Annotated in this window: 10 protein-coding genes; 1 reads left to right on the top strand and 9 read right to left on the bottom strand. The window is 69.5% G+C overall.

The annotated features are described in order from the left end of the window. The first annotated feature begins 2 nt into the window (after window positions 1-2). Complete coding sequence (locus tag HC031_RS27550; protein WP_167928355.1) at window positions 3-1,103, top strand: hypothetical protein; 1,101 nt, start codon at window positions 3-5, stop codon at window positions 1,101-1,103. Here HC031_RS27550 and HC031_RS33545 read toward each other — a convergent pair. From HC031_RS33545 to HC031_RS27505, 9 genes are all read right to left on the bottom strand, one after another. Beyond that, complete coding sequence (locus HC031_RS33545) at window positions 1,069-1,776, bottom strand: transglutaminase domain-containing protein (RefSeq protein ID WP_167928354.1); 708 nt, start codon at window positions 1,774-1,776, stop codon at window positions 1,069-1,071. The genes HC031_RS27550 and HC031_RS33545 overlap by 35 nt on opposite strands. Window positions 1,777-1,980: 204 nt before the next feature. Continuing rightward, a complete protein-coding gene (locus tag HC031_RS27540; protein WP_167928353.1) occupies window positions 1,981-6,963 on the bottom strand; it encodes a carbohydrate-binding protein in 4,983 nt (1,660 codons plus the stop codon). A gap of 29 nt (window positions 6,964-6,992) precedes the next feature. Continuing rightward, window positions 6,993-7,769, bottom strand: coding sequence for a HoxN/HupN/NixA family nickel/cobalt transporter (locus HC031_RS27535; RefSeq protein WP_167928352.1), 777 nt, complete (start codon window positions 7,767-7,769; stop codon window positions 6,993-6,995). Further along, window positions 7,766-8,473: a hypothetical protein gene (locus HC031_RS27530; RefSeq protein WP_167928351.1), complete on the bottom strand. Its 708-nt coding sequence runs from the start codon at window positions 8,471-8,473 to the stop codon at window positions 7,766-7,768. Before HC031_RS27530 ends, HC031_RS27535 begins: the two co-directional genes overlap by 4 nt. Before the next feature lie 230 nt (window positions 8,474-8,703). Further along, window positions 8,704-11,379 (bottom strand): alkaline phosphatase family protein, encoded by a 2,676-nt coding sequence (locus HC031_RS27525; protein WP_338090858.1) that lies wholly within the window; start codon window positions 11,377-11,379, stop codon window positions 8,704-8,706. Between the two features lie 85 nt (window positions 11,380-11,464). After that, window positions 11,465-12,826 (bottom strand): ABC transporter permease, encoded by a 1,362-nt coding sequence (locus HC031_RS27520; RefSeq protein ID WP_167928349.1) that lies wholly within the window; start codon window positions 12,824-12,826, stop codon window positions 11,465-11,467. Then, entirely contained in the window at window positions 12,823-13,764 is a 942-nt protein-coding gene (locus tag HC031_RS27515) for an ABC transporter ATP-binding protein (protein ID WP_167928348.1), read from the bottom strand. Before HC031_RS27515 ends, HC031_RS27520 begins: the two co-directional genes overlap by 4 nt. A 273-nt stretch (window positions 13,765-14,037) precedes the next feature. Further along, a complete protein-coding gene (pntB, locus tag HC031_RS27510) occupies window positions 14,038-15,456 on the bottom strand; it encodes a Re/Si-specific NAD(P)(+) transhydrogenase subunit beta (RefSeq protein ID WP_205863317.1) in 1,419 nt (472 codons plus the stop codon). Window positions 15,457-15,460: 4 nt separating this feature from the next. Further along, the gene (locus HC031_RS27505) at window positions 15,461-16,987 is read right to left on the bottom strand and encodes a Re/Si-specific NAD(P)(+) transhydrogenase subunit alpha (protein ID WP_167928347.1); all 1,527 of its coding nucleotides are present in this window, start codon (window positions 16,985-16,987) and stop codon (window positions 15,461-15,463) included. Between the last annotated feature and the right edge of the window lie 191 nt (window positions 16,988-17,178).

Genomic DNA, 17,178 nt, shown 5'->3' with positions numbered 1-17,178 from the left:
CGATGAGCGACCAGGTGGCAGCGGCGGCGCACTCGTACCCGTGCACGGGGTGCGGCGCCCGCATCGAGTACCAACCGGGTACGGACGTCCTGCGCTGCCCGTACTGCGGCCACGAGCAGCGTCTCGCCGACACCGGCCGGCAGGTGCGCGAGCACTCGTACGCGGAGTTCGTCGCCCTGCCCCACAAGCCGGTGGCGTCGCTGGGCAAGTACGTCTTCGCCTGTCAGAAATGCGGCGCGCGGACCGAGAGCGACGACGTGTCGCAGGCATGCCCGTTCTGCGGCGCGCCGCTGGTCGCCGATGTGACGGCGGGCGACCAGGTGGCCCCGGAAGCGGTGCTGCCGTTCACCGTCGACCGCGCCGGCGTGCGTACCGCGGTGCGGCGCTGGGTGTCCTCGCGCTGGTTCGCGCCGTCCCGGCTGAAGAAGGTGACCGAGACGGAATCGGTGGCCGGCACCTACCTGCCACACTGGACGTACGACTGCCACACGGTCAGCAACTACCTGGGTGAGCGCGGCGAGTACTACTGGGTGACCGAGACCTACACGGAGACCGTCAACGGGCAGACGCAGACCCGGACCCGCCAGGTCCGCAAGACCCGATGGTGGCCGGCGAGCGGGACGGTGCAGCGCGACTTCGACGACGTCCTGGTGCCCGCCACCGGACACGTCACCGACAAGCAGCTGGACGCGCTCGCCCCCTGGCCGCTGGAGGACGCGCAGCCGTACCAGCCGGATTTCCTCGCCGGGTTCCGCACCCTGCGGTACGACACCGAGCCGGAGGCGGGCCTGGAGGCGGCGAAGGCCCGGATGGCGCCGGTCATCGAAGGCGATTGCCGGCGCGACATCGGCGGCGACGAGCAGCGCGTGCATTCGGTGAACACCAGCTACTCCAACATCATGTTCAAGCTGATGCTGCTGCCGGTGTGGATCGCGTGTTACCTGTACGCCGGCCGCACCTGGCAGGTACTCGTCAACGGGCGTACCGGCAAGGTGGTGGGACAGCGCCCGTACAGCGCCGTCAAGATCACTATGGCCGTGCTGGCGGCGCTCGCGGCGCTCACCGCTATCATCCTGCTGTACCTGCGGTACCGCGGCCGATGACTCCCCAGCTGTCCCATGGCAGCGTCTCGACCTTGGCGAGCGCGGCCAGGTCCCGCACGACGTTGCCCTGGACCTCCCCCATGCCGGCGAGTCCGATGCCGCTGACGCCGAACTGCCCCGGGTCCCGGTCGCCACGGCGGCAGTCCTGCCATGCCTGGCCGCCGACGAGGAACGCATCTCGCGGAATGTCCACGGGATCCACGTCCACGCGGTATGCCTCGGCCGCCCCGGCGGCGAGCTGCGCGTCGGCCAACCGCCAGCCGTGCGCCTCCGACCAGTACTCGACCACCCAGTGGTCATCGAAGAAGCCGGGCAGGAAGTAGCTGGCGAAGCCCGCTCGTAGCCGCGCTGGTACGCCGACCTCGCGCAGCATCGCGCAGAGCAGGATGGAGAAGTCCCGGCAGGTGCCGGCGAACCGCTGCGGTGCGGAACGTTTCCGCAGATCGCCGAGGTAGCCGAGGATGGCCCGCGTCCACCGGATGTTCGCTTCGTCGCGGCGCTGCGTGGACAGCTCAAAGCCGTGCAGCCAGGAGGTCTCGTCGCGATGCACGACGACGCCACGCACGATGGCGCCGAGGGTCGCGACGTCGGTCGGCAGTTCGGCGAACAGGAGACCGTGCTCGCCGGGATCCGTCAGCGCGCTGTGACATCGATAAAATTCAAATTCATCCACGTACCGAGGCTAGCGTCCAATCCCGGCATTTGCCCGAAATCCGGCTACCCGCGCTCGCCTGCCCTCCCCTCTGCCGAGGCCAGGGCCACGGCCACGGCCACGGCGCCACCGTGGACCGCGCCGCCGGACGTGCCACCGGGGACTTCTTCGCCGGAAACGACGCCGGCCGGGACCGTGTGGTCCCGGCCGGCGCCGTTCATACCGCTACTTGATCAACCTCCAGGGACCATCGGGGGCACCCGGTGCCTTGTCGCGGTTGTACCTCGTGGCCTCGTACACGTGACCCTGGTACGTCACCCGGTCGCCGGTGTTGTACGCCGTCGTCGTCGTCCACGTCGCGGGTCCGTTGTCCGGCGACGGCGGAGCGATCTCCTCCCAGGGCCCGTGCGGATCACCGGGCTGCTGGTTGCGGGTGTGTCGCAGCGCCCGGAACGTCTTGGCGTTGTACGCCACGACGTCCCCAGCCTCGAAGATCCGCGACGTCGTCCACATCGTGGTGCCGTCCTCGGTCATGGCCAGCTCCTGCCACGCGCCGTTCGGGTCGCCCGGCTCCTGGTGCTGGGTGGTCCGGAAGGACAGCCACGGCTTGCCCTGGTAGCTGACCTTGTCGCCGGCCTCGTACTTCGTCGACGCGCTCCACGCCGGCGGCAGGTTGACCGTCACCGTGACGCTCCCCTGGGCCGGGTTGAGGGAGTCACTTCCCGAGTACGACGCGGTCAACGTGTGCTTGCCGGCCGCCAGCCCCACCGGAAGCGGGAGGGTCGCGGTGCCGTCGGCCAGCGGGGCCGAGCCACGTACCGTGCTGCCCTCACGCAGTTCCACGGTGCCCGTCGCCGGCACACCACCCGCGGCCACCTTGACCGTCACCGTCGCCGCCGTGCCCCAGTCGGTCGGCGCGGACGTCGCCGTCACGGTCGCCTCACCCTTGGGGGTACGGAAGACGGCCGGCTGCGCCGCCGCCACGCCGCCGTCGGCGCTCTTCGCCTCGACGATCCAGCCGTACGACGTGCCCGGGGTGAGCCCGGACCACTTGACCGTGGCCGTCCCGTTCGACTGCACCTGGTCCGTCCCGATGGTGCCGGCCGGCACGTACGCCGCCAGCGAGTCGGTGGAGAAGGAGGTCTTGCGGCTGGTGAGATCCACCGGCAGGGTCAGGTTGTCCTCCGCGCCGTTGTACCTCGGCTTGGTCTGGCTGCCGTCCTGGCGGATGTCGTACTCGGTCGCCCCGAAGTTGTTGAGGAACGGCGAGTACGTGTCGATGTGCATCTCGGCGCGGGCCACGTTGAACTGCAGCAGGCGCAGGAAGCTCGCGCCGAACTGGAGCCGGTCGGTGGCCTTGTGGTCCGGGGTGCCGTCGCCGTTGACGTCGATGTTGCCGCTCGCGTCGACCAGCTTGGGCCAGAGCTCACCGGCCGAGACCGTGTAGAACTGGTAGTCCGCCAGCAGCTCGACGACGTTGTGCGCCACGGTCACGCCCACGCCCGTCTTCAGGTTGGTGCCCACGCCGTGCTCGTGGCCGGCGAGGACCAGGAAGACGTTCGGGTTCGCCTCGACGACCTGCTTGTACAGCGGTGAGCCGTCCGGTGCGGAGAAATCCGCGCCGCGGCCGTCCGGGTTGGACGACGGCTTCAGGTAGTCGTGCGACAACAGGATTCCGTTGCGGTCCTTGTACCGCTTGAAGATCGAGTCAGCCCACTTGGCCTCCTGCGGCGTGACGCCGTACGACAGCCCGACCGCGACGAAGTCCAGGCCGCCGGCGGAGAACAGGAGGTAGTTGTTCTGGTTGTCCTTGCCGGGCGTCACGGTGCCGTCGGGGTTGGTCTGCTCGTCCCACGCGTGGTATTCGGCTCCCGCGGGCCACGACTTGGCCACCTGGTAGTACCGGTCGGCGCTGAACGTCTTGCTGAACCGGGAGTCGGGTCCGGTCTCGGCGCCCAGCTGGGTGTCGTGGTTACCGCCGATGACCTGGTTGACGACGCCGCTGTCGTCGAGGATCTTCTGGTAGCTCGAGGAGACCGCGAGCTCCTTGTCGACCTCCTCGTTCAGGCCCGGGCGCTGCAGCGAGCCGTCCGGATTCTTGGCGAGGGGGTCGTAGTAGTCGTTCTCGATGACGTCGCCGGTGTGTGCCGCGTACGCGATCTTGCGGCTCTTCGCGTTGTCGGCGATCCACTGCGTCTCGTCGCGGTACGCCGCCTGCCAGATGGCCTGCTCCTCCGCGGTCTCGACGTCCGACGCCTCCTTCTTGCCGTTCCAGTTGTCGTACGTGCCGCCGGCCGCGCCCTCGGTGAGGTACTGCGTGTCGGTGAAGTGCGCGATCGCGAAGTCGTACGAGCCGGGGTCCTCGAAGTGGTCCTTGTCGTTCTGGGCGGACGAGTCGTGCGGCGACAGGTCGTCGGCGAACGGGTCCTCGCCGGTGACCAGGACGTGCACGGTGCCGCCGTCGCGGTACTCGGTGCCGAGCTCAGCGGCCAGCACGGTGTTGTGCTCGGCCTGGCCGCGGGAGCTGGTGAGCACGACCCACTTCTTGCTGGCCGGGTCCCACACGCGCAGCGCCACGACCCGCTCGGGATCGATGGTGCCTTCCCAGCGCAGGGTCGGCGTCGCGGCGCTACCGACGCTCAGGTCGTACCGCTGGAACACCACGTCCCGCCCGGACGGCGTGTCGATGGTCTGGCCGTCGAGCGGGCGCAGCGAGTCGAGCTTGACGTTCGCGTCGTGCGCGACGTCGAGCGTGGTCGGCACCGCGGTCGCCGCGCCCTGGTAGCCGGTGGACGGGAGAACGACGTCCGCCTTGGTGAACGTGGCGGTGAGCGGCACGCCGTCCGCGCCGGGAACCTTTGCCGAGAGCGTGGCCGACGGCGCGTTGGTACCGGTCACGGTCGCGCTGAGGTCGGTCGGGACGGCCGGGATGTTCGCGCTGGTGAAGTGGATCTCCCGGGTGGCCTTGTTGCCCAGGGTGTCGGTTGCGGTGACGGCGATCGTGTGGTCCCCGGCGGGCAGGCCGTGGCCGATCTGGTCGCCCTGGGCGACGGTCTTGCCGTCCAACGTGATCGCCGGCTTGCCGACGACGCCCGAGGCATCCTTGACCTTGACGACGAGCGCCACGGTCGAGGTCAGCTTCTGGCCCTCGGCCGGGACGCTGCTCTCGATCTCGGGCGCGGTGTTGTCGATGGTGAACTGACGGGTCGAGGTCAAGCCCGCGACGACCGCCTTGATGCGGTGCGCGCCGTCCGACAGCTGGGTGGTGTCGACGTCCGCCCGACGCCCGAGCGCCGGCAGCGCGGCGCCGTTGTCGCCCGCGACGTCGACCAGGATCGTCTTGTCCAGCGTGGCGTTGAAGCTGCTGCCGCAGGTGCCGTCACCGATGTACACGGTCACGGGCTGGCCGGCGGGGTAGCTCGCCGAGCCGATCGTGACGGTGGTCCCGGCGATCTCCTTGGTCAGCTGCGTCGCCTTCGCGCCGACGGGAGCGAGTTGGAAGTCCCGCAGCGTGTAGTCGTCGTAGTTGTCGCAGCCACCCGGCCTGGCGCTGCCGTGATCGCTGCCGGCGACGAACTCGACGACGTTGACGCCCGGCACGAGCCACTCGTTCGGGAAGGAGAGGTCGGCGACCTCCTTCTCCCAGATGCCGAGGTCCAGCGGGATGCCGTTGATCAGGACCTTGTTGTCGTACCCGTTGTCGCTGCCGTTGCCGCCGACGAACACGCGCAGGTGCGCGTCGCCGCCGGCGCCGAGGGTCTCGATCGTGCGCGCCGTCGGCGCCCCGGCGATGTCGAAGTGGAACTCGGCATCCTTGTTGGGGCCGCAGGTGCCGTCGCCCAGCGCGAGCGAGGCGGCGGTGGTCGCGGCCTTCGTCACGCTGGTGCCGTCGGTGGTGACGATGTACGTCGTGCCCGCGGTCACCGTCCCGGCCGTGCTGATCGCGAGATTGGCCGAGCTGCGGGTGATCTTGAAGTCATCGTGGTTCGCGCAGGTCTTGCCGTTCAGGGTGCCGTTGTAGTCGCCGGTCTTGACCTGAATGACGTTGTCCCCGAGGTGCAGGAACCGGTTGGGGAACTTGAGCGTCACGTTCTCCGCGCCGCTGACGCCGTAGTCGCCTCCGATGTCGACGCGGGCACCGTTGACCAGAAGGTAGTTGTGGTACCTCGCCTCGACCGAGTTGCCCGCCTCGACCGTGAAGCCGAGGGTGGCGGTACCGGCGGCGAGCGTCTCGGCGTTCTCGGCTGGCTTGTCGTCGATGGCCAGCGTCTCAACGGTGCCGGCGCTGCCGCCCGGCAGGGCGGCGAGTACCGGCTGCGTGCCGCGGACGACGGCGCCGTCGGCCGGGGTCACCTTCGGCGCACCGGCGGGTGCGTTGTTGACGCCGACGCTGACCCGGGTCGTGGCCCCCGACTTCGTCGTCGCGGTGACGGTGTGGGTGCCGTTGGCCAGCGTTGTGGTGTCCAGGTCGGCGTTGAGCCCGGCGGTGCTGCCGGGCTGGCCGGAGATGACGAAGGTCAGGTCCTGCTTCAACAGCTTCGGCGAGCTGCCGCAGGTGCCGTCGCCGAAGCTGTAGCTGAAATTGTTCTGCTCGCCGTCGGCCACGACACCGAGCAGGCTCAGGCTGAGGCTGCTCAGCGAGAAGTCGTCGTAGTTGGGGCAGCGCAGGCCTTCTCCGTCGGGCAGCTGCTCCACGCCGGCCGCGCCGGTGTTGGTGGTGTCCACCCAGTTCCATCCGGCGTGCACGGTGACCGTGTTGACGCCGGGGTGCAGCCACGCGCCGGGGAAGTCGAGGGCGCCGCTGGTCCCGGCGATGTCAGGGAAGTAGACGCGGTCGGCCTCGGCCGTATGGTCGTTGACCGTGATGTAGTTGTGGTACCGGGCCTCGGTGCCGTTGCTGCCCATGTCGAAGCCGAAGTGCGCGGTGCCCGCGGTCTGCTTGGCGTCCACGGTGCGGCCGTCGACGGCCAGCGAGACGACCGAGTCGTTCTCGACGCTCGGTTCGACGTTGACCTTGACGGTGCCTTCCAGGGTCTGTCCGTCACTCAGGTTGAGTGCCGGCGCGCCGCCGGTCACCGGTGGCGCGTTCTCCGCGCCCGCCGCGGTAGGCGGCATCGCGGCGGTTAATCCGCCGGCGAGCGCGACGGCCAGCATGGCCGCGAGCACGTGTGCCCGCGGTCTCCCCATGCGCCGTGGTCGGTGCGTCATTGTCCGGGGTCTCCTTAGCTGATAGCGATTTAGCTGGTAGCGATGAGGTGGAGTGCGGCGACGGCGACGATGCCGACGCCGAACAGCGTGATGCCGCCGGCGGCGAGTACGGGGGCCACCCGTGTGGCCAGCCGCAGGACGGCGTGCGACCGGGCGCCGTGAACGACCACCGCGCTGCCGGTGACCGCGAGGACGCCGACGCCGAACAGCACGGCTGCCATGCCGATGCCGAACGTCAGCACCAGCAACAGGGCGAAACCCGCGCGTCCGATGAACAGTCCGCTCGCCAGCACGAGGAAGGCCGCCGGCGACGGGGTCAGGCCACCGGAGATGCCCAGCATGAGCAGGCCGGGTCGCTTGCCGTGGTCGTGGTCGTGGTCGTGGTCATGCGCGTGGTGGTGATCGTGTGAGTGGGTGTGCCCGTGGCCGGCGGCGTGGAGGTGGCGGCGTACCAGCCAGAGGCCGGTGGCCAGGACGAGCAGCCCGCCACCCAGCTCCAGCCAGGTCGTGAGCTGTTGCATCCGGATGACGTTCGCCAGCGACAGGAAGGTCCACGCGACGCCGATCACCAGTACGGAGAGCGTGTGCATGACCGCCACCGAGCCGCCCAGCCAGGCGGCGTCGCGGATCCGGCCGCGCGCCCCGACGAGGTAGGCCGCCGCCAGACTCTTGCCGTGTCCCGGCGCCACCGCGTGGAAAGCACCGGCGGCGAACGCGAGCAGGAACGCCAGCGGCGGCACACCCGGCGAGTGGAGGAAGCCCTGCAGCCGGTCCGAAACGGACGCGGCGTCGAATACTGCGGTCATGCCACGGACCGCCGTCGCTTCAACCGCCGTGACAACACCAGCGCGGCGACCGCGACGAGCAGCCCGGCGCCGACGACCGCGGCGATCTGGACGGCGGCGCTGCGGCCGAGGTTCGTACCGGAAGTGGCCGGCGCGTCCCGGAGGACCCAGTCGTGGGCGTACTGACCCGACCGGTACACCGCGCGCTCGCCGGCCGGACCGGTGGCCAACGTCTGGTAGGCGGGGTTGAGGTCGGTCAACGTCCGCACCGCGACCGTGACCGTGCCGACCGGCGCGGAGCATGAGTAATCGATGGTCACCCCGGTCTTGGCGAGGTCGGCCGGCGGCTGGACCGTACCGGCACACGACCGCCCGCCGCTGGCGACCGTGATCTGCTTCAGCAGGTAGGCCGCGAACTCCTGCGACGGGCCGATCGTCGCGGCGTCCGAGTCCCGGAAGAAGACCGCGCCGTCGAGCATGACGCGGTCCTGCGGTAGCAGGCCGAGCGCGACCCCGAGCACGGTCAGGTCGTCGAGGCCGCCGACCTTCCACCGCACCTGTACGACCTCGGGGCGATCCTCGTCGGATGCGATGGCCACGGTCTGCGGATCACCGAACGGGTGCGCTCCTGCGCGGGCCGGCGCGGCGAACACGGTCGCGGCGAACGCCACCAGCGCGAGGACGCTCGCCGGCCAGCGCCGATGACGACGTCCATGTGGGGTCAAAGACAACGCTCCGGGTCTGTCGGTACCTGTGCCGCGCCGACGACGCGACCGCGGAGAGTTTGCCGAGCCTTCGAGAACAGACCGGTTTTGTCCAAGTTGTCCGCAGGAGACAATGAGGTGAACAATTAAATGATCAATGACGCGCCGTAGCCGCCGCCCGCCTTGGGACGGAAGAGCCCCTGGCCAGCGGTAACGCCGGCCAGGGGCCCCTTGACGCGATCAGCCCGCCGTCAGCCGTCGGACTCCGACGACGGGAGGTAGGCACCCGGCACCTGGTCCGGCGCGTAGATCTTGCCCTCGCCGGGGTACGGCTTCGTCCAGTCGTGCGTCTGGTACCACGTGAAGTGGTTCATCTGCGCGGGGTTCGCGAAGTCGGGCTTGGCGTCGGGCCCGGTCAGCCGCTGGTGCGACTTCCAGGCCTCCCACTGCGCCGCCACCTGCTGCTTGTCCGCCGGCACCGTCGCCGACGGCGCGGGCGCGGCACTGGGGTCCTGCGGCGCCGGGGTGTCCACGCCACAGGCGGGCGGGGTCTTCAGACCCGCGGTCAACGAGGTCCGGTTGGGCAGCGCGGTGAACGGCGTGTAGTCGGGCTTGTTGGTGAACGCCGCACGCATCGGGCTGGCTGCGCTGTCCTTCTGGTTCATCGGGTGGATCCCGAGGATCTGTTCGATGGTCCGGATCATTGTGATCTGGGAGTAGTAGCGGCTGTCGACGACGCCGTGCTGGGCCCAGGGGCTGATGATCTGGATCGGGGCGCGGTGGCCGTCGACGTGGTCCAGGCCGGCCTGGGAGTCGTCCTCGACCACGAAGATCGCCGAGTCCTTCCAGTACGGGCTGTGCGAGATCGTGTCGACGATCTTGCCGACCGCGAGGTCGTTGTCCGCGACCTGAGCGGCCGCGTTCGGCGCACCACCGGTGTGGTCGCTGGAGAGCCAGAACATGTTCAGGTTCGCCGGCCCGTTCTTGGCGAAGTCACGCTTCCAGATCTCGTACCGGTAGATGTCCGGGACATCGGTGTCGAACTTCGGGAAGGCCGGCACCGACACGTTGTTGAGCGACGGGATCGGCGAGGACGAGACCAGGTGGTAGGCGGTGTCCTGCCCGGTCGCCGCCATGTTCTTGGTGTCGCAGTACAGGTTCTGCCAGCTCGCGTCGGCCGGCTTGGTCAGGAACTGGTGGAACTCTCCGAAGTCCCGCACGGTCTTCCCCACCGCCTGTGCGCCGGTCCAGAGGAAGCCGGTGCGCTGGTGGCCGAGAGCGTCGTCCTCGGTGTCGTAGCTGCGGATGTACTCACCGGCCGAGGACTCGGTGTACTCCGGGTCGTCGGCCTGCATCAGCCAGTTGTGACCCTCTGCGGAGTTCGTACCGATGTCGTACGTGTTGTCATACAGCCCGAACTGACTCGCCATCGCGTGCTGGTTCGGCGTCACGTTCTCGCCGAACTGCGCCAGCGTCGGGTCGCCGTTGCCGCGCGGGACGTCACCGAAGACCTGGTCGTAGGTCCGGTTCTCCTTGACGATCAGGAACACGTGCTTGATCGTCGAGGGGTCGCCGATACGCTGCGGGACCGGCACCGGCTTCGCCTTGCCCTTGCCCTTGGCCAGCTCGACGGAGTTGGCGGTCCAGCCGTTCTGCTGGAAGACCTTGGCCGTGTAGGACTTGATGACGCCGTCACTCGGCAGCTTGAACCGCTGCAGGCTCGACGTCGTGTCGTGGGTGCCGTGCGCGGCGGTGTTGGTGGGGCGGCGGGCGTCGATACCGCGGGTGTTGGATACCAGCACGTCCTTGCCGACGACTGCGATCTCCGCGGGGAAGTAGTCCGTCGGGAGCAGGCCGACGTAGCTGACCGGCTCCAGTGGGGTCGTGTACCGGTAGACGGCGACCGCGTTGGCGCGGCCGAGCGTCACCAGCAGGTGACCGTCGTCGGTGAGCGTCACCGCGTCGGGCTCGTAGCCCACCGACGCCTCCGGCCACGGCTGGGTGGCGATGGTCTGCACGACCTTGTTGCGGGCGGTGTCGATGACCGACACGTCGTTGGTGGCGGTGTTGGTGACGAACAGCGCCCCGTTCTTGGCGTACAGGGCGGTCGGGTGCAGACCGACGTCGATGCTCGTGACGGGCGCGGCCGGGTTCGCCAGGTCGATGACGCCGACCGTGCCGGTCGTGGTGGCACCGGTGACCGGGTCGGCCGGCACCTGGGTGTTGTAGGAGTTGATCGTGGTGTCGCCGGGCAACGCCTTCCGCCCGCCCTCGTTGCTGACGTAGAGCTTGGTACCGACCTTGACCATGTCACGCGGGGCGTTGCCCACGGCCCAGCTCCGCTGGACGGCCCCGGTCGCCGCGTCGATGGCGACCACCCGGTTCTGGCCGTTGACCGCGGAGTACACGGTGGAGCCGTCGGGCGAGAACACCGCCTCACCCACCAGCGCGCGGTTGGGCCCGTCCTTCGGGATCGGAATGAACGCCGGGTTGGCGAGGGTGCCGTCGGCGGTGACGGTGAACGTGCGGTACCCGTCGGCCTGGCCCAGCCACAGCTGCTTACCGTCGGGCGAGTACGTGGGGCCTTCCTGGCCCACGTCGTTGCCGGGGATGCGGAGGTTTGCCGCAGCGTTGTTGCCGACGAGCTGCTGCACCTTCCAGCTCTTGAGGTCCACGATGGCCAGCGCCATTCCACCGTCGGCGACCGAGGCCGCGAGGTGGGTGCCGTCCGGGCTGACCGCGGACGACATGATCTTGCCGTTGTTGATGACGAGGCGCTCGCCGATCGGGTTGATGTACTGGTCGGCGGACACGACCAGGCCCTGTTTGGTGGTCTGGCCGACCTGGTCGGTGCCGAACCGGTACGTCGAGGCGAAAGCGATGCCGGTGCTGGCGGCGACGGCGACAGCGGTGGTGCCTGCCGTCACGAGGGGTACTCTGCCGATGCGTCGACCGAGAAGGCGGGGGTGGTCCTTCTCGACACGCCGTCTGCGGCGTGTTACCTGCATTGAGTTATCCCTTCCTCCGGGTGCTGGGGAGCAGTTCGACGTTCCCGTCGAACTGCCATAGCGGGTTCGGTGCGTCCCCGGTCGGGGTCCGCACCAGGAAGTAGCCGTTGACCTCCTTCGGTCCGTCGCCGTCGGCGACGTACCGCCCGTCTGCGGTGACGTCGAGCTGGTAGATGGCCGTCCCGGTGGCCTCGACGTCGGGGAGATGCCAGGAGACGACGCAACGCCAGTCGTTGCCCGGCCCCTGGGCGGCCAGCTTGCCGCCGCCCTTGCCGCACGTCGCCGTGGCCGTCAGCTGCGCTTCGGTGACGTCGGGGCGGCCCAGCTGCCTGGTCTGCATGCGGTAGAGGTGGGCGAATGCCGTGGCGACCGAGCGCTGCACCTTGTCCTGCTCGATCCCGGAACCGGTGGCCCCGGTCGCCGCGGCGACGACCGCGATCGTCGCGGCGACCAGGCCGACGAGCGGCACGACGCCGGCGGTGACCGCGCGGCGCCCCGAGCCGTCGTGGGCCAGGTTGGTGAAGTCACGCCGCAGGAAGAGCCGGTAAGCCAGCGCTGTCGCGGTCACGGCCCACGCCACGCTGACCGCGATGGCGATCAGGAGCGGGCCGAGCTGTGCCGGGCTGGTGAACAGGCCGGTCCAGGCGATGAAGACGTAGCCGGGCAGGGCGAGGCGTACCGCGACGGGCAGCGGCAGCATCTGGGCGAGCTGCATCACGAGCGCGACGAGCGCGGGCAGCAGCAGTCCCATCGGGGACCGCCCCAGCGCGACGGACCCGAGTAGCCCGATCGCGGCGAGGGCCAGGGTCGGAGCGAGTACGCAGACCCAGGCGAGCAGGGCCTGCCCGGCGGCGTCCGCCGGCGTCAGCAGGTGGCCGTCGAGGCCGACCAGCGGCTGGTTGCCGACCGCCACGACCCCGCCGGCCGCGCTGGAACCGGCCAGCCCGGCCACAAGCAGCAGGATGACGGTGAGGCTGGCCAGCGCCTTCGCCACGAAGATCCGTCGCGGCGACCGGACCGCCACGAGCAGGTGGCGCCAGGTGCCGAGCCGGTCCTCGGAGGCGAACACGTCGCCGGCGACCACCGAGGTCAGCAGCGGGAGCGCCCAGGTGCCCGCGAAACCGAGCATCACCAGCGGCGCGGCCCACCCGGTGGCGTGCATCCAGCGACCGAAGAGGGTGTCGACGGGCAGCGAGCTCTGCTGGCTCACCGCGGCGACGAACAGCGCCGGCGCGATCCAGCAGGCGAGGACCAGCAAGCGGATCCGCCATTGTGAGACCAGCTTCACCAGCTCGAAGCGGTAGCCGCGCGCCACCGGGACGCGGCGGGCACCGGCAGCGCGGTCGGCGGCGACGGTCGTGGTCATCGGGTGGTCCCCTGCTGCTCGGTGAGGGCGAGGAACGCGGCCTCGAGCGGCGACGCCACGGGTACGAGCGCGCGCAGCGCGATGCCCGCGCGCACGAGCCGCATCACCAGTTCGTCGAGGGCGGGCACCAGCGCGCGCACGACCAGCACCTCGGCGTCGTGCGGCGGCCCGGCGTCGTCGACGACACGGATCCCGGCCGTGTCGACAGCCAGCCGGCGGGCGGCCCGCGGGTCGGAGGTGAGCAGCCGGTAGTCGAGCTCACGGTTCTCGGCGGCCAGCTTGCTCAGGGGCCCGGAGAAGACGACCCGTCCGGTGGCGACGATGGTGACCTCGGAGCACAGCGCCTCAACGTCGTCCATGCGATGGCTCGAGAGCACGACGCTGGTTCCGTCCGTCGCGAGCCGGGTGAGGACACCGTGTACGTGCTTCTTGCCGGCCGGGTCGAGACCGTTGGCAGGTTCGTCGAGCACGAGCAGCCGGGGCCTGGTGAGCAGGGCGGCGGCGAGCCCGAGCCGCTGACGCATGCCGAGGGAGAAGCCGTGGGCCCGGTCGTCGGCGACATCGGTGAGCCCGACCTCGTCGAGCACGGCGTCGACCCCCGCCGTCCGCGCGGCGCGGCCACGGAGAGCGGCCAGCGCGGCGAGGTTCTGCCGGGCGGTGAGCGAGGGGTATAGACCGGGCCCGTCCACGAAGCCGGCGACACCGTCTCCAGCGGCGAGCACCCGCCCGACCGGCGTGCCCAGGATCTCGAGGCGGCCGCTGTCGGCGACGGCCAGGCCCAGCAACAGACCGAGCAAGGTCGTCTTGCCGGCGCCGTTCGGCCCGACCAGGCCGTGGATCTGCCCCTGCGGCACATCCAGGTCGATGCCGTCGAGCGCGACGACAGCGCCGAAACATTTCGTGATCCCGCGAGCCCGGACCGCGAGGGCGGTATCCATTGATCCCTCTCTTCGTTGGCTGTTACGAAGTTAGGGATTACAAAATGACCCGGGCAGGGGCCGCGAGTTGAACGGTCATGGAACGGAAAACGACAACAACGAATGACAAAAGGGACGGACGCCGACGAGCACCGGTAGATGCCTGGGGAGCGCACGAGCGGCCGGTTCGCGGCCCCAGGACCGGGGCCGCGAACCGAGAAACCGCAGGACGGTCAGCCCGTATTCCGAACAGTCAGCCACGCACAGCGGCCGCTTACCGCCGTTCCCGGGCGGTCAGAGAGCGCGGAGGATGTCCTCCACCCGCTCCTTCGCGTCACCGAAGAGCATCGCACTGTTCTCGCGGAAGAACAGCGGGTTCTGCACCCCGGCGTAGCCGGAGGCCATCGAGCGTTTGAACACGATGACCTTGTCGGCCTCCCACACCCTGAGGACGGGCATGCCGGCGATGGGGCTGCCCGGGTCCTCGGTGGCCGCCGGGTTGACGGTGTCATTGGCGCCGATGACCAGCACGACCGAGGTACCCGCGAAATCGTCGTTGATCTCGTCCATCTCGAGGACGATGTCGTATGGCACCTTGGCCTCGGCGAGCAGCACGTTCATGTGACCGGGAAGGCGGCCGGCCACGGGGTGAATACCGAAGCGGACGTTGACGCCCTTCTCGCGGAGCTTGCGGGTGAGCTCGGCGACGCCGTGCTGCGCCTGGGCGACCGCCATGCCGTACCCCGGAGTAATGATCACGGAGTCGGCGGTGGCGAGCAGCTTGGCGACCTCCTCGGCGGTGGTCTCCCGGTGCTCGCCGTAGTCGGTGTCGTCGGCCGGCCCGGCCTCGATGCCGAAACCACCGGCGATCACCGAGATGAAGGACCGGTTCATCGCCTTGCACATGATGTAGGACAGGTAGGCGCCCGAAGAGCCGACGAGCGCACCGGTGACGATGAGCAGATCGTTGGAGAGCAGGAAGCCCGAGGCGGCGGCGGCCCAGCCGGAGTAGCTGTTGAGCATCGACACGACCACCGGCATGTCGCCGCCGCCGATGGAGGCGACCAGATGCCAGCCCAGCAGCAGGGCGATCACGGTGACGACGATCAGCAGCCACAGTTGCGGCTGAATGACGAACCACACCGTGAGCACGCCGAACGCGGCGAGCGCACCGAGGTTGAGGATGTTCTTGCCCGGCAGCATCAACGGGCTGGACTTGATCCGGGCAGACAGCTTCAGGAAGGCCACGATCGAGCCGGTGAAGGTCACGGCGCCGATGAACACGCCGATGAAGACCTCGGCGCTGTGGATGCCGAGCATGTGCTGGGCGCGCAACAGGTTGGCCTCGGCATCGCCCGGGTCGGCCTCCACGTGCAGGTACCCGTTCCACCCGACGAGCACCGCGGCCAGACCCACGAAGCTGTGCAGCAGCGCGATCAGCTCGGGCATACCGGTCATCTCGACCCTGCTCGCCCGGTACAGTCCGATCGCGGCGCCGATGAGGATCGCCACGATCAGCAGGGTCAGACCGAGGCCGCTGATGTCATGATCCACCGCGAGCGCGATGGTCGCCGCCAGCGCCAGCGCCATTCCGGCGATACCGAACGCGTTGCCGGCCTTGGCGGTCTCGTGCTTGGACAGACCGGCCAGCGCCAGGATGAACAGCAGGGCGGCGACGATGTACGCCGCCTGCGCCACCGTTTCGATGGTCATCAGATCAGCTCCTGGAGAACATGGCGAGCATGCGGCGCGTCACCGCGAAGCCACCGAAGACGTTGATGCTGGCCAGTAGGATCGCGACGAACGACAGCGCGGTCACGATGTTGTCACCATGCCCGAGCTGCAGCAGGGCGCCGACGACGATGATCCCCGAGATCGCGTTGGTCACCGACATCAGCGGCGTGTGCAGGGCGTGGTGCACGTGCCCGATCACGTAGTAGCCGATGACGATCGCCAGTGCGAAGACCGTGAGATGACCCCGCAGGGCGGCCGGCGCCAGCGCCGTGACGCAGAACAGCGCCGCCGCGCCGGCCCCGACCAGCGCCAGCCGCCGTCGTGGCGAGGCCGGACGCTTCTCGTGCGATTCGGTCGGGGCGGCCGTCACAGAGGCGGCCGGCGTCGCCGCCGACACCGCCACCGGAGGCGGCGGCCAGGTCAGCTCACCGTCGCGTACGACGGTCATCGAGCGCTGGACGACGTCCTCGAAGTCCAGCACGAGCTGTCCGTCCTTGTCCGGCGTCAGCAGCTTCATGAGGTTCACCAGGTTGGTGCCGTAGAGCTGGGACGCCTGCGCGGGCAGGCGCCCCGCCAGGTCGGTGTACCCGATGATCGTCACGCCGTTGTCGGTGACCACCACCTCGCCCGCGACGGTGCCCTCGACGTTTCCGCCGTTGGCGGCGGCCATGTCGACGATGACACTGCCCGGTTTCATACTGGCGACCATCTCGCCGGTGATCAGCCGTGGCGCCGGCTTCCCCGGAATGAGCGCCGTGGTGATGATGATGTCGACGTCCTTGGCCTGCTCGGCGTACAGCTTGGCAGCGCGCTCGTTGTAGTCGTCCGACATCTCCTTGGCGTAGCCGGTCGCGGAGACCTCCACGTCCGGAGTCTCGACGGCCAGGTACTCGCCGCCCAGCGATTTGACCTGGTCGGCCACCTCCGGCCGCGGGTCCGTCGCCCGTACGATCGCGCCCAGGCTGCCGGCGGTACCGATCGCGGCCAGGCCCGCGACGCCCGCGCCGGCAACGAGCACCTTGGCCGGCGGCACCTTGCCCGCCGCGGTCACCTGCCCGGTGAAGAACCGGCCGAACACGTGCGCCGCCTCCACCACTGCCCGGTAGCCGGCGATGTTGGCCATCGACGAAAGCACGTCCAGCGACTGGGCGCGCGAGATCCGCGGTACGGCGTCCATCGCCAACGCGGTGATCGGTCGCCGGGAAAGGTCCTCGACCAGGTCCGGGTTCAGGCGCGGGTTCAGCATGCCGATCAACGTGGCGCCCTTGGGTAGCCGGTCGAGCTGCTCGGCGGACGGAGGGTTGATCGCGAAGACGATGTCGGCCTTCAGCGCGTCACCGATCGTCGCGCCGGCCTCGGCGTACGCCTCGTCCGAGAACGAGGACGCGAGACCGGCGCCGGACTCGACCACCACGTCGTAACCCAGCTTGGCCAACGCCGCCACGGTGGCGGGCGTCGCCGCCACCCGCGACTCCCCCGAGTGGGACTCCCTGAGCACACCGATGATCATTACTGACTCCACAGAAGAGGGAAGGTGGCACGTTGGACAAAGGTAGTGGGTATTAAGAATTCCGGCAGAAGTTCAGCACGGACCTTGTTCGCGTTGAGCGATTGTTACCTGTGACGGGGTGAAAACGAAGATGATCGGCGTCACACACCCGACGTCGTTCGCACCAGGGACGACAACCGGCGCCGCCGCGC

This window comes from Planosporangium thailandense (assembly GCF_011947195.1).
In the GTDB taxonomy this organism is placed as follows: domain Bacteria; phylum Actinomycetota; class Actinomycetes; order Mycobacteriales; family Micromonosporaceae; genus Planosporangium; species Planosporangium thailandense.
This window is presented reverse-complemented; position numbering and strand designations above follow the sequence as displayed.

What these genes read in the sequence shown, in the direction of transcription:
- HC031_RS27550 (WP_167928355.1), top strand. Translation starts at nt 3, where the DNA reads ATGAGCGACCAGGTGGCAGCGGCGGCGCACTCGTACCCGTGCACGGGG.
- HC031_RS27540 (WP_167928353.1), bottom strand. Translation starts at nt 6,963, where the DNA reads ATGACGCACCGACCACGGCGCATGGGGAGACCGCGGGCACACGTGCTC.
- HC031_RS27535 (WP_167928352.1), bottom strand. Translation starts at nt 7,769, where the DNA reads ATGACCGCAGTATTCGACGCCGCGTCCGTTTCGGACCGGCTGCAGGGC.
- HC031_RS27520 (WP_167928349.1), bottom strand. Translation starts at nt 12,826, where the DNA reads ATGACCACGACCGTCGCCGCCGACCGCGCTGCCGGTGCCCGCCGCGTC.
- HC031_RS27515 (WP_167928348.1), bottom strand. Translation starts at nt 13,764, where the DNA reads ATGGATACCGCCCTCGCGGTCCGGGCTCGCGGGATCACGAAATGTTTC.
- pntB (WP_205863317.1), bottom strand. Translation starts at nt 15,456, where the DNA reads ATGACCATCGAAACGGTGGCGCAGGCGGCGTACATCGTCGCCGCCCTG.
- HC031_RS27505 (WP_167928347.1), bottom strand. Translation starts at nt 16,987, where the DNA reads ATGATCATCGGTGTGCTCAGGGAGTCCCACTCGGGGGAGTCGCGGGTG.